Genomic DNA, 13,557 nt, shown 5'->3' with positions numbered 1-13,557 from the left:
CCCCTAGCGCGTTTTGGGTACATATGTATATAATTGGTAATATTTTTCATCTTTGGTAGAACCACGGTATATTTTCCATTTACCGTTCTACCATTTTTCCGTTATATATTTCGGACAGGTCTAATATGTCTAACGTCAAGGATAATGTGACGATTAATTAATTCTGATGTCATTTAATTTTACCTAATTTACTTTATATAACAAACTTAATGAGGTCTATATCTAACCGAAAATGGTCTATATGGGAGAATACCGTCCTCAAAGGTTGTGATATTACTACTTGCTAAAAAGTATTTTGTATGATGAATCTTTATCTAGAAAAAAAATCTCCCACACAGCAGGAGAGATAAAAATGAAAGTGATTATTAGCTTTTATAAGTTAATATATAAGCACCTTTTATGCTTTTATTGTTACCATTTGTTTTTATTGATTCTTGGTAATCAGTGTAAACATGATGTTATGCTAAGAAAGTCGTACATATATGATTAGTTGAGATAACCATGTACAAAGTTTACAAAATTGATGTCAAAGAAAATGAAACAGTTTTAATCAAACTGAATCGTCCCAATAGCAGACGGCGTATTAAATATGCTCTGGTGTCTGAAAATCTCTACTCTAGAGCAAATGAAATTTTATACAAAAGAGGACTGTATTTTTTAGACTACCTCAATTTTCTCCGTGAACACGAAAATAAAGAATTTGTTTTCCTAACAGAAGATGAAAAATTACAGGAATTAATTTCAGACCTTTTGGAGAAAGGTACTCCTTATGTAAGATGCTCTCATTTCGTTTTTTCAGGTATGTCTTGGATTCCGTCTATCGAAAAATTTGCTCTAGAATTTCCTGAACTCAATGACAAATTATTAGACCGTATTAAGCCTGAAAGTGATTTTAGCCTTGACATTGAAGACGGTAGTTATGATTACAGTTATGATTCTAGTGAAAGACCACTAACAAAGCTTGAGTATTACGGGTATGAACCAAATTATGAACGTGATATAGATCTAGCCGAACGACTTTACGGAGTACCTGATCCGAGGTTAGTTGAAGATGACTAGTGGTCTGTCAAATTTATTTTGACGGGTTGCACAAATTGATAAGCCTTGTATTTCATTGTTTTTGGCAAAATTATATCCGTCATTTAATCCTTAACAGACTACTAGTCCCCTACAAAAACCTCCTTCCCCTCTCCGCGCCTGGAAGTTTCTCAACGAACTGTTCGTTTCAATCATCTAAAATCTCCTTCTCCTCTCCGCGACTCTGCGCCTTTGCGTGAGAAAAAAACAAAAAAACGGCAGAGAACCTACATCCTCCACCGTTTTTTTAACTATTAAAAAATCCTAACTACAACTCAACACCAGGAGTCAACAACTCCCGACTTTCTCTAGCTGTAACTTGGACAACACCATTTTCATCCACATCAACGTAAGCAACATCACCGTCTTTGATGCGTCCAGACAGAATTTCTTCCGCCAAACTATCTTCCAACAAGCGCATAATTGCCCGACGTAATGGCCTTGCACCGTAGCTGGGGCTGTAACCTTCCTGAATCAAGCGGTCCTTGAAGCGATCGCTCACTTCTAAAGTAATGCCTTTTTCTGTCAACCGACCAAACACTTCTTTGAGCATAATGTCGGCGATTTCAGTCACTTCAGCTTTATTCAACTGACGGAAGACGATAATTTCATCCAAACGGTTCAAGAACTCAGGACGGAAGTATTGCTTCAGTTCCTCATTCACCAAAGAACGAATCCGGTTGTATTGAGATTCAGTTTGATCCTCAGCAAACTCGAAACCAATACCGCTACCGCCTTTTTCAATTACCTTAGAACCAATGTTAGAAGTTAAAATTAACAAAGTGTTCTTAAAGTCTACCGTGCGTCCTTTAGCATCAGTCAAACGACCATCTTCTAAAATTTGCAGCAGCATATTGAATACATCGGGGTGTGCTTTTTCGATTTCGTCAAACAGCACCACAGTGTAAGGACGACGACGTACAGCTTCTGTTAACTGACCACCTTCGTTATAACCAACGTAACCTGGAGGTGAACCAATCAATTTACTGACGGTGTGACGCTCCATGTACTCGGACATATCTAAGCGAATCATTGCTTCTTCTGAACCGAAGAAGTAAGAAGCCAAGGATTTAGCTAACTCAGTTTTACCTACCCCAGTCGGACCAGAGAATACAAAACTCGCAATGGGGCGGTTAGGATTCTTCAAGCCCACACGAGCGCGACGAATCGCACGGGAAACCGCTTTCACAGCATCATCTTGACCGATGAGGCGCTGATGTAAGGTGTCTTCCATGTGCAGCAACTTCTCAGATTCAGACTCAGTGAGTTTATTCACTGGTACACCAGTCCAAGAAGCAACGATATGGGCGATGTCTTCTTCTGTCACTACAGGTTCAACACCATCACCACCGGCTGCATTGGTTTTGTTTTGAGCAATGGAGCGAATTTCCGCTTTAATTTCCATTTCTCTGTCGCGCAGTTCTCCAGCACGGTCAAAGTCTTGAGAACGAACAGCATCATCTTTTTCTTTTAAGATTTGCCGCAGTTCCTTGTCTAATTCCTTCGCTGCTGGGGGTAGCTGGGAATTAATCAAACGGACGCGAGAACCAGCTTCATCAATTAAGTCAATGGCTTTATCTGGAAGGTAGCGATCGCTAATATATCTATCAGACAACTTCGCCGCTGCCACTAAAGCCTCATCGGAGATTTTTAACTTGTGGTGCGCTTCATAGCGATCGCGCAAACCATATAAAATTTCTATTGTTTCATCAACGGTCGGTTCACCAACCATCACAGGCTGAAAACGTCTTTCCAACGCTGCATCCCGTTCAATGTGCTTGCGGTACTCATCCAAAGTAGTTGCGCCGATACACTGCAACTCACCCCGTGCCAAAGCTGGCTTGAGGATATTCGCTGCATCAATCGCCCCTTCAGCAGCACCAGCACCGATTAAAGTATGAACCTCGTCAATTACCAGGATGACATTACCCGCTTGACGGATCTCATCCATGATTTTCTTTAGACGTTCTTCAAATTCACCCCGGTACTTAGTTCCTGCAACCAGTAAACCAATATCCAGAGTTACCACCCGTTTATCTTCCAGAATATCCGGGATATCTTTGTTAGCGATGCGACTGGCTAAACCTTCAGCAATGGCTGTTTTACCCACCCCAGGTTCACCAATCAGCACTGGATTATTTTTAGTCCGGCGACCCAAAATTTGAATCACACGCTCGATTTCCTTGGCGCGTCCCACCACAGGATCGAGTTTGTTATCCACAGCCATTTGGGTCAAATTCGAGCCAAATTCATCCAAAGTAGGGGTTTTTGTGCGACCCGAAGAACCGCCAGGAGTCACTTCCGCAGTTTCTCCCAACATCCTAATCACTTGGGTTCTCACCTTAGACAAATCTACACCCAGGTTTTCTAGCACCCTGGCTGCTACGCCTTCCCCTTCACGGATGAGACCCAACAGCAGATGCTCGGTGCCAATGTAGTTATGCCCTAGTTGGCGTGCTTCTTCCAAGGATAGTTCTAAAACCCGCTTTGCCCGTGGCGTAAACGGAATTTCCACAGCCACAAAGCCGGAACCCCGACCTATGATTTTTTCAACTTCAATCCGGGCATCTTTAAGATTGACACCCATTGACTTTAGCACCTTGGCTGCCACCCCCGTGCCTTCCCCGATCAGACCCAGGAGGATCTGCTCAGTTCCCACAAAGTTGTGACCTAAACGGCGGGCCTCTTCTTGGGCCAGCATGATTACCTTAATGGCTTTTTCTGTGAAGCGTTCAAACATGGCATTTTTCCCATCACCTGCGTCGTGCCGGTATGCTGATTTTAGCACAGGCTAAAATTTTGGATATCTCTATCAAAAAAATAGATACCCCCCAGCCATCACACAAGTTGATGGGTTCATTCATTAATTTTTATTACTTTTTCTATCGCTAGTCTGGTGAGGAGATTGAATTTACTAGCCTTCCTGGAAATTACGACTAACAAGACACTACTAATTTTTAGATTTTGTTAATCTATTCCCAAACAAACTTAATTATCATATACAATGGTACATTGTCAATACAAAAGTTTTTAATATAATAAATTTTTATTAAATAAAAATATTTATTTTGAAATATTGATAAATTGGGCATTGGGAGAGGCAGGAGGCAGAAGGTAAATATTTCTCCCTATTTCCTATCCCCTTCTTACTGTCCCCAGTCACCTATTCAGTTAAACTCCAAGAAGATTTGGCTAGGCGATCGCTAATCATCACTTCCCAATCATCCAAATTTTTGAGAAAACTGGGCTGTTGTAGGTTAGAAGTCCACAAAATTAAAGCATCTTCATTATTATCTTGGTAATAGCGTGGTCTTTTACCAGCAGTCTTAAAGCCAAATTTTTCATAAAGCGAAATTGCCTTTTCGTTAGAAACCCGAACTTCCAACGTTGCCCTTTCTAAACCGCGATCGCTTGCTGTTTTCAGTAGAGCATACAACAAAGCCTGTCCTAAACCTTGACCCTGATATTCAGGATGAACCGCCAAAATTGTAATATGCGCTTCTTCTAAAATTGACCAAAAACAACCCATTCCCAACAAACCACAACTAGAAAATGGGGCAAATAAACCTAAAAAATGACTATTAGGACTTTCCAGTTCTCGACGGTAGCCCTCCATAGTCCACAACCCATCAAAACAGGCTTTATCAAGTTCTAGTAGTTCACTTAAATTCTCTGAAGTTAAGGATTGAATTTTTAAATCTAATAGTTTCACGATGAAGGGAACAGGGAACAGGGAACAGGGAACAGGGAACAGGGGAAGCAGGGGAAGCAGGGGAAGCAGGGGAAGCAGGGGAAGCAGGGGAAGCAGGGGAAGCAGGGGAAGGAGGGGAAGAAGCAGGGGGAAATTATTTTTATTTTCCCAGTCACCAGTCACCAGTCACCAGTCACCAGTCACCAGTCACCAGTCACCAGTCACCAGTCACCAGTCACCAATCACCAATAAAGCAGTAAACTGAAAATCGGGATATTAACTCACGCTCGTAATTTTAACAAGGACAAATTCTAATTTAGTTATGGTATCGACTCACCCCGTCAAGGTTCAACCTTCTGGCAATCAATATCTATCTCCCAGCCAAGATAGTACAAATATTTCTCCTAATCAACAACTCCTACCCTTGACTGCTAGAGTTAATCGTGATGATTTTCTAGAAATCGGTGGGTGTGATGTCACAAAGCTAGTTCAGCAGTTTGGTTCACCTTTATATATTTTGGATGAAACAACCTTGCGGACAGCTTGCCAACAATACCGGGATACCTTTAAAAAATACTACAAAGGTGAATCTCAAGTATTGTACGCCTCTAAAGCATGGAATTGTTTAGCAGTTTGCGCCATTGTCGCTTCAGAAGGTTTAGGAATAGATGTAGTATCTGGTGGTGAACTTTACACAGCTTTAGAAGCTGGTGTGAGTCCAGAGAAAATCTACCTCCACGGAAATAATAAATCCCGTGATGAGCTAACTTTAGCCATTGAATCAGGTTGTACCATTGTTGTTGATAACTGGTATGAATTACATACTTTGGTAGAACTAGCAACCACAAATACAAATATCCGTATTATGTTACGGTTAACTCCGGGGATTGAATGTCATACCCATGAGTATATTCGCACCGGACACTTAGATAGTAAATTTGGGTTTGATCCTAATGATTTAGAAGAGGTATTTGCCTTTGTGAGCAAACAACACGCTTTAAACTGTGTGGGTGTACACGCTCATATTGGTTCGCAAATTTTTGAACGTCAACCCCATAGAGATTTGGCTGCTGTAATGGTACAGTGGTTGCGAGATGCAGCAAAATATAATTTAGAATTGACAGAGTTAAATGTCGGTGGTGGTTTAGGGATTAAGTACACCGAATCAGACGATCCCCCAAGCATTGAAGAATGGTCAAAGGCGATTTGTGAAGTAGTGCAAGAAGCTTGCGCTGCTGAAAACTTGCCCCTCCCCAAACTCCTGTGTGAACCAGGGCGATCGCTCATTGCCACAGCTTGCGTTACTGCCTACACTATTGGATCAGCTAAAACAATTCCTGATATTCGTACTTATGTGACAATTGATGGCGGAATGTCAGATAATCCCCGCCCCATCACCTATCAATCAGTTTATCGGACTGTTGTTGCTAACAAAATGTCCGCTCCTTTAACAGAAACAGTCACAGTAGCAGGTAAACACTGCGAATCAGGAGATATTCTGATTAAAAACGCCCCACTTCCCAAAACTGAACCAGGCGACGTTCTCGTAGTTATGGCAACTGGAGCATACAATTACAGTATGGCATCTAACTATAATCGTCTACCCCGATCAGCTGCTGTGTTAGTAGCTAACGGTGAAGCAAATTTAATTTTGCAAAGGGAAACCTATCAAGACATCATTCGCCAAGATTGCCTACCTGAAAAATTGAAATAGTTATTTTTTCTTGGTCATTGGTCATTAGCTAAGAATCATGACTAATGACTAATGACTAATGACTAATGACTAATGACTAATGACTAATGACTAATGACTAATGACTATTAGAATCCAGATGTCATGAGAGATTGGTGGAAGCAATGGCTGACGACAAACCTGGGATGGTCACAGTCCTTGCTGCTTGGGACTCTGGATATTCTTTTAGTGCTGGCGTTGACATACATGATCCTGGTGATTATTAGTGAACGCCGGATACTATGGATGGTGCGAGGATTTATAATCTTGATGCTGGCCTCAGCATTGAGTGGGAATTTGGGACTACCTTTGCTCAATTTCGTTTTGGAAAAGTTGGTAATTGGTTGTGCTGTAGCTATGGCCGTAGCACTCCAGTCAGAGTTTCGCCGATTTTTGGAACAATTGGGACGGGGTGAGTTTCGGCAATTGTTTCAACCTAACCGCTTGACAGTGCCTAAATCTGATAGCGTGATTGATGAAATTGTCGATGCTGTGAAAGAACTGTCAAAAAATCGGATTGGTGCTTTGCTGATTTTGGAAACTACCGGACCAATGGATGAGCGAGATTTTTCTGTACCTGGTGTAAAGTTAAATGCAGAGGTGTCTAAGGAACTGATACAGACAATTTTTCAGCCCAAAACTTTATTGCATGATGGGGCAACTTTGATCCGTGGTTCGCGGATTGTATCATCCGGTATAATTTTACCACTTTCAGGACGCACAGCCTCACGCCAGTTGGGTACACGCCATCGGGCAGCAATGGGAATTACCGAGCGTGTCGAAAATTGCATTTGTGTCGTTGTATCAGAAGAAACGGGTTCTATTTCCTTAGCTGAAAGGGGAACTTTATATAGACCACTGACGATTAGAAAGTTAAAAGAGTCTTTAGAGGAACGATTTTCGCCAACTGTAGACCGAGAAGCTGTAGCACCTGGTCTTTTCAGTTTAGGTCGTCAACTAGGTGGTCAAACATTAGCACTGGTTTCACGTTTACTTAGATTACCATCGACTGCTTCTCGCCAAAAAAATAAGACCGAAAAATGACTACACAACATACTGAACTGCAATATTTGCCTTCTGATTTAAAACGAGAATTACTCCCCCAGCACGTTGCGGTGATTATGGATGGCAATGGTCGATGGGCTAAACGTCAAGGTCTACCTCGAATTATGGGGCATAAGCGGGGAGTTGATGCCCTCAAGGATTTGTTACGCTGTTGTAAAGATTGGGGTATTAAAGCTCTCACTGCTTACGCTTTTTCTACGGAAAACTGGAAAAGACCACAGGAAGAAGTGGAGTTTTTAATGAGTCTTTTCCAAAGGGTTCTGCGTCAAGAACTGCGGGAAATGGTAGAAGAAAATGTGCAGATTCAGTTTGTGGGTAATTTACAAGCTTTACCAAAATCGCTACAAGAAGAAATTTCTCGCTCTATGGCAGAAACTAAGGATAATCAAAGTATTAAGTTTACAGTAGCTACTAATTATGGCGGTAGACAGGAAATTTTACAAGCTTGTCGAGCGATCGCCCAAAAAGTAGAGGAAGGTTTATTAAAACCAGATGAAATTTCTGAACAGTTATTTGAAAGTCATTTATATACAGCTGGTATCGCTGATCCAGATTTGCTAATCCGCACCAGTGGAGAAATGCGTTTATCTAATTTCTTACTTTGGCAAATGGCCTATGGTGAAATTTATATTACTGATACTCTCTGGCCAGATTTTGATAGAAAGGAATTTCACCGCGCTTTATGTGCTTATCAACAACGAGAACGGCGGTTTGGGAAGGTTTAGGAAGTAATGCTATATTCAATAGTAAGATTTGGGAGAAAAATTAAATATGACACTATCCCTCTATGATCAAGATATTTTACTCTGGGTTGAAGATACTGTTGCGAAGCTCAAAGCACGGGATTTTGAAACCTTGGATATTGAAAATCTGATTGAGGAAGTAGAGGCTTTGGGAACTTCGCAAAAAAGAGAACTATTGAGTCGTTTAATTGTATTACTAGAACATTTACTCAAGCGATTATATGTTGACTTAACCTACGATTATAATGGGTGGGAACGCACAATTCGGACTCAACGAACTGAACTTGATGTATTAATTACCCAAGTACCCAGTCTCAAGTCTCTATGGGATACGAGTTTTCAGGAAGCTTGGCGACGAAGTTTAACTAATGTCAGGAGTGAGTATAAATCAGTCAATTTTCCTTCGGAATGGCCGTATTCATCGGAGTTAGAAATACTCCTAAATTCTAACTTTTGGGAGAATAACTAGGGCTTGCTGTTCGCGTAGCGTGCTGTTAGGCATAAAAGTCCTTTCGTTAGGGCTAGGAGTCAGGAGTCAGGAGGAGAATTAAAGACATTTTTTCATTTCTGTCCGCCCAGAAAAGTGCAAGGCTTTTGAAAGGTATACCAGAAAAACTGTGCATTTCGGGGATCGGAAATCAAAAAATTTGGGGATAACAGATAGCCCAAACTCTTGCCTTTTGCCTTCTTTGTATAAGTACCCAGGCAAAATTAATTGCACATAGTTATTGAAGAAAAAATCTCTGTAAACCTTACCTGTTCCCTTGCTTCGGCTACGCTCAGCACAAGGTTCCCTGTTCCCTGTTCCCTCTCCTAACTATGAAATTTATTTTGCACGACTACTTAGGATGTAAAAACGATGCTGGAATTGGATTTATGGGCCAGAAAAAACAGCTGCTTGAATATCTTCCCGACTGAGAGAATATTTAAAGGAACGTTGGATATCTTGACCATTTTCTCCAGCGTTAATATATCTCACGGTGATTTGTTCAATATCTAACCATAGATCCGCTTGCCAAGTTGGTTTTTGCACGCGCCAACAATGTAACTCGGTGTCATCTTGTTGACAACCTTGCTCTTTTAGCCATTTTTCAATTTGTGGGAGGGGATGGTTATACAGTGGTGTGTTGGCGGGAAGCATAAGCAATTAAAAAAAATTAAAAATTAAAAATTAAAAATTAAAAAAATTCGGCTGGTTGAGGGTTGTGATTTTGGAACATGGAAACTAGATGTTGAGTGGTTGGGGTGGGTTGGGTAAGTTGGGTTTGTAAGGGTTCACCACGCAAAGCAGCAATGGCGATCGCCAATACTAAACAACCAACAAAGGTTAATCCTAAAACAAATAATACAAAGATTTCACCCGATGATAAAGGGCGATCGCTTGCATCCAAGTACATTGATTTAGAATAATCATGGGGTTTATGGGTTGGATGGTTTAAATCTGTTGGTATTTGAATTACCCCAAATCGAGAATAACCAATCTTTAAATCATAACTTAAACGGCGCTCTGGATGACTGAGAGTAGCGTAAGCTTCGTTAATTTCCTGAAATTTGGCAGTAGCAACATGATCAGGTAATTCTGTTGTATCTGGATGATACTGTTTACTTAGTTCCCGATAAGCGCGACGTATATCTATGACTGACGCTGAGGGATGCAGTCCCAAGAGGGTGTAATATGTTGTAGTGTTACTGCTTTGTGCCTGTGTCCCAGTTTGACTCACGGTTTTGATTCACTTTGATCACATCTGTTCTTATATTTTAAATTATGACTACTTTTCCCGTCCTAGTGAGGTGCGGGAATTTAGCATTAAACGCAGATAAACGCAGATAAAGTTTTTCTGATGATGAGAAAACTGTTAATTAACCCTATCACAAATCTGCTATTAATCTGGCTTTTCTCAAGAAAAATTGCAGTACGCTTTCTTCGCGGGAAATTATATCTACTCTTCCTTCCATTCCTAGTTGAATGTGACACAAATTTTTCCCTGTACCTAAAACTAGGTTTTGTGGTTCAATTGTCACTTCATAAATTGTACCTGGTACTGTAGCTCTGGGACTGGTGTTATTAGTATTTGATTCTTCTGTTGATTTTTTTGGCGGTGCAATGGCATCTGGTGAAATTGCTTCGACTTTACCATTAAGTGTACCATAATCCGGGTAAGGACAAGCGGTAACTCGCATTTGCACGGGTTGACCAATTTTGAGCTTATTTTTATCTTCTGATGCTACTGCTGCTTTGATGATCTGTTTCGCATCACTGGGGACTATTTGTAATATTTCTTCCCCAGTTCGCACGGTTTGTCCAGGGTTACGCAGGTTTATTTGCGTAATTATACCATCTGCTGTTGCGGTAATAGTGGTCTAATTTAGTTCTATGTCTACTTGTTTGAGTTCTCTAAGATCACGTTCTAGCTGTTTTTCAATTTCTACTTTCTGTTTAATTGTCATTTGACGTTCTTTTTCTAATGCTGCTTTGTTACTTTCTCCTGCTGCTTTTTCTTGGGCTATACGCTCAATGGCGATTTTTACTTCTGCATGACTGGGGTTAATTGCTGCTTTCGCACGCTGTTTTCTGGTGATAGCAACATATACAGCTTTTTCTAGTTTGGTAATTGTTTGTTTTTGGGCTTCAATTACTGATTTTTGGGCTTTTACTGCTTGTTCTTGCTGTTTAGTCGCTAGTTGTGCTTCTTCTACTTGATTTTTCGATAATGCTCCTGCTTGCGCTACGCTTGCATATCTTTCTTGCTTGGTTTTCGCTGTAGTTAAAACTGCTTCTGCTGATTGTAAATTTGCTTGTTCTATTTTTAATCTAGCTATTCCTATTTTTAATTCTTCTTGAGCAATTTGGACATTAGCTTGAGCTTCTTGGAGTTCAGAGAAGGTGGTAATTTTTTTATCCTGATATTGACGGAGGCGATCGCTCAATTCAGCTTCAGCACCATTAATAATTCGATTAATTTTATCAAGTTCGGGGTTAATTTGCAAGTTTAAATTTTGAATTTGAGCATTAATTTGTACAAGTTGTAAATTCGCTTGTTGAATATTAGTTTGTAATTGACTTTTTTTAGTTTGTAAACGGGAATCATCAATAATAGCTATTGCATCTCCAGTTTTCACAACTTGGTTTTCTTTGACATAAATTTGCCTAATTTGACCTTCGGTGGCCGCTTGCACAATTCGCAATTCTCCTGATGGACGAACCACTCCTTGTCCTTTAACTGTGACTTTATATTTTGTCAGTGCAGATACGGGAATTGCTAATATTAAAACACAGAGAATAAACAGTCCACCATAGGTAGTCCAATGACTAATAGGTGATAGAAATTCATCGGTTTAAATGGCGTTTAATGAGTCAGAGTCTTTAGCCATAATTATAGTTATCAGTAATCAGTAATCAGCTTTCAGCTTTCAGTAATCAATTATGAGTTAATCAAATAAACATCGAGAATTAATAATTATTTGGCAACAAAATTACACCCCAGAAAACTATATTTCATACATTTATTCATCTGTTATTTTTTGGCTAAAGTTTGAAAATGAAGAGTCATAAAATACGCAAATGTAAAAATTAATTTAAAAAATAATCTAAAACTTAATGTAGAAATTAATTTATCTCAAAATAACATCATCTAAAAAATCTAAATGTTCACCAGCAACTTTAGATAACTCTCCTGGTGTACCTTGAATTTTTAAACGTCCTTTTTCTAAAAAAACAATCCAATCTGCACGACGAATGACTCGCGGACGGTGACTAATTAAAATAGTAGTTTTACCATGACGATACTCTAAAAGTTGGTCTAATATTTGTGCTTCACTCACTGGATCAAGGGCGCTAGTAGATTCATCTAAAATCAAGATTGGTGGATCAGTCACTATCGCTCTAGCTATCGCTAATCTTTGCTTTTGTCCTCCAGAAATATTAGCACCAAATTCTCCTAAAACAGTTTGATATTTATCTGGTAATTCGCTGATAAAATCGTCAGCGCCCGTAATATGACAAGCTTTGACAACTTCCTCAAAACTAATATGAGCATAACTAAATAAGAAATTATCTAAAATAGAACGACTCCAAAAATGGGGTTCTTGGGGAATTAAAACTACCTGATTTCGTAAACATTCTAAAGCTAAATCTTGTTGATTATAACAACCATAACGAATATTGCCTGATTGAATTTTATATAATCCTGTAATCAATTTAGCTAAGGTACTTTTACCACATCCAGATTTACCAATTAAAGCAATTACTTTTCCACCGGGAATAATTACCGAAAAATCTTGCAATAAATCAACTCTCCCAGTGTGATGAAAATTAACTTCTGTGCAAGTAATATCTGTATGAGCAGGAATTTCTACCCATTGCTTTTTCACATCATTTTCATCTTCTGGGGTAGCTTCAATAACTTCTGTCAGACGTTGAATAACTATTTGAGAAGTGATAAATTCATCTATTAAGTCAATCCCAGAACTTAAAAAGCCTAGAAAATTGCCACTCATGCTATTATAAGCAATCAATTGTCCAATGGTTAAATGACGATTAATGACTAAATAACTACCAATCCAAAAAATACCAATATTAATAAATGTAGAAAGAATATTTGTGATTGTACTGCTATAAAGTCCTAATTGCATGGTACTCCAACCCAAGTTAGCAAGACGACCAAAATTACCTTGATATTCTTCCCACGCTTGGGGTGTAGCTTGGGTGGTTTTTAAAACTTGTACTCCTCTAAATGTTTCTACTAAAAAACCTTGGTTTTCTGTACCAGAATCATATTGCGAGTTTTTCGGCGGATTGCTGGTAAGAATAATAAGTTAACTCCGGTAATAATTATAAATGCAAATATGGAGGCTATAGTTAATTCCCAACTGTAAAAAAGCATAAAACCCAAGGAAACTATAGCAATAAAAAATTGACTAGGTAATCCTAAGACAATTTGAGAAACTAAATTATTTACAGCGTGAACATCTGCAATGCGACTGACTACTTCTCCACTACGTCTTCCTTCAAAATAAGCTAGGGGTAAATGTAAAAGTTTGCGTCCATATTCTAGGATTAATCCTAATTGTAATTTTTGTCCAAAATGACCAATCAAATGAGATTGTACTAAACTAATGGCACTTTTAATTAAGTTGAGGGTAATTACACCGATAGCGACGGTAGTTAATAGTTGGGTATCTCCCCGCACGAGAACATCATCGGTGAGTAACTGCATCATAAAGGGTGAAGGTAAACCTCTCAAGAGTCA

Annotated in this window: 12 protein-coding genes and 1 pseudogene; 6 read left to right on the top strand and 7 right to left on the bottom strand. The window is 39.5% G+C overall.

The features are described 5' to 3' along the window. Positions 1 to 501: 501 nt before the first annotated feature. Positions 502 to 1,059, top strand: coding sequence for a hypothetical protein (locus tag FFR48_RS08965; protein ID WP_137667120.1), 558 nt, complete (start codon positions 502 to 504; stop codon positions 1,057 to 1,059). A 286-nt stretch (positions 1,060 to 1,345) separates the two neighbouring features. On the opposite strand, the gene FFR48_RS08960 is transcribed toward FFR48_RS08965, so the two are convergent. After that, positions 1,346 to 3,817: an ATP-dependent Clp protease ATP-binding subunit gene (locus FFR48_RS08960; RefSeq protein WP_096571105.1), complete on the bottom strand. Its 2,472-nt coding sequence runs from the start codon at positions 3,815 to 3,817 to the stop codon at positions 1,346 to 1,348. Between the two features lie 423 nt (positions 3,818 to 4,240). Beyond that, complete coding sequence (gene rimI, locus FFR48_RS08955) at positions 4,241 to 4,789, bottom strand: ribosomal protein S18-alanine N-acetyltransferase (protein ID WP_187041230.1); 549 nt, start codon at positions 4,787 to 4,789, stop codon at positions 4,241 to 4,243. 1 nt (position 4,790) lies between these two features. Here rimI and FFR48_RS08950 point away from each other — a divergent pair, with 1 nt between their 5' ends. From FFR48_RS08950 to FFR48_RS08930, 5 genes are all read left to right on the top strand, one after another. Then, positions 4,791 to 5,033, top strand: a complete 243-nt coding sequence (locus FFR48_RS08950) for a hypothetical protein (protein WP_137667119.1) — start codon at positions 4,791 to 4,793, stop codon at positions 5,031 to 5,033. Between the two features lie 57 nt (positions 5,034 to 5,090). Beyond that, positions 5,091 to 6,482 carry a diaminopimelate decarboxylase gene (lysA, locus tag FFR48_RS08945; RefSeq protein WP_137667118.1) on the top strand — a complete coding sequence of 464 codons (1,392 nt, stop codon included), beginning with the start codon at positions 5,091 to 5,093 and terminating at the stop codon, positions 6,480 to 6,482. 123 nt (positions 6,483 to 6,605) lie between these two features. Beyond that, the gene (gene cdaA / locus FFR48_RS08940) at positions 6,606 to 7,544 is read left to right on the top strand and encodes a diadenylate cyclase CdaA (protein WP_096571099.1); all 939 of its coding nucleotides are present in this window, start codon (positions 6,606 to 6,608) and stop codon (positions 7,542 to 7,544) included. Further along, positions 7,541 to 8,290: an undecaprenyl pyrophosphate synthase gene (uppS, locus tag FFR48_RS08935; protein WP_096571097.1), complete on the top strand. Its 750-nt coding sequence runs from the start codon at positions 7,541 to 7,543 to the stop codon at positions 8,288 to 8,290. Before cdaA ends, uppS begins: the two co-directional genes overlap by 4 nt. A 46-nt stretch (positions 8,291 to 8,336) precedes the next feature. Beyond that, complete coding sequence (locus FFR48_RS08930) at positions 8,337 to 8,777, top strand: DUF29 domain-containing protein (protein ID WP_096571095.1); 441 nt, start codon at positions 8,337 to 8,339, stop codon at positions 8,775 to 8,777. Between the two features lie 405 nt (positions 8,778 to 9,182). On the opposite strand, the gene FFR48_RS08925 is transcribed toward FFR48_RS08930, so the two are convergent. The 5 genes and pseudogenes from FFR48_RS08925 to FFR48_RS08910 form a co-directional block, all read right to left on the bottom strand. Beyond that, positions 9,183 to 9,449, bottom strand: a complete 267-nt coding sequence (locus tag FFR48_RS08925) for a DUF3143 domain-containing protein (RefSeq protein ID WP_096571093.1) — start codon at positions 9,447 to 9,449, stop codon at positions 9,183 to 9,185. Positions 9,450 to 9,486: 37 nt separating this feature from the next. Continuing rightward, complete coding sequence (locus tag FFR48_RS08920) at positions 9,487 to 10,029, bottom strand: J domain-containing protein (RefSeq protein WP_096571091.1); 543 nt, start codon at positions 10,027 to 10,029, stop codon at positions 9,487 to 9,489. Between the two features lie 148 nt (positions 10,030 to 10,177). Then, positions 10,178 to 10,603, bottom strand: coding sequence for a beta-barrel domain-containing protein (locus FFR48_RS30370; RefSeq protein WP_503827306.1), 426 nt, complete (start codon positions 10,601 to 10,603; stop codon positions 10,178 to 10,180). A 66-nt stretch (positions 10,604 to 10,669) separates the two neighbouring features. Beyond that, complete coding sequence (locus FFR48_RS30365) at positions 10,670 to 11,515, bottom strand: HlyD family secretion protein (RefSeq protein ID WP_307722513.1); 846 nt, start codon at positions 11,513 to 11,515, stop codon at positions 10,670 to 10,672. Between the two features lie 405 nt (positions 11,516 to 11,920). Beyond that, a pseudogene (locus FFR48_RS08910) lies at positions 11,921 to 13,551 on the bottom strand (peptidase domain-containing ABC transporter); the annotation flags it as partial. Positions 13,552 to 13,557 lie beyond the last annotated feature (6 nt).

Origin of the sequence: Sphaerospermopsis reniformis (assembly GCF_005402885.1) — a bacterium.
GTDB classification, from domain to species: Bacteria; Cyanobacteriota; Cyanobacteriia; order Cyanobacteriales; family Nostocaceae; genus Sphaerospermopsis; species Sphaerospermopsis kisseleviana.
The sequence above is the reverse complement of the archived record's forward strand: the minus strand, read 5'-3'. Positions and strand labels throughout refer to the sequence as shown.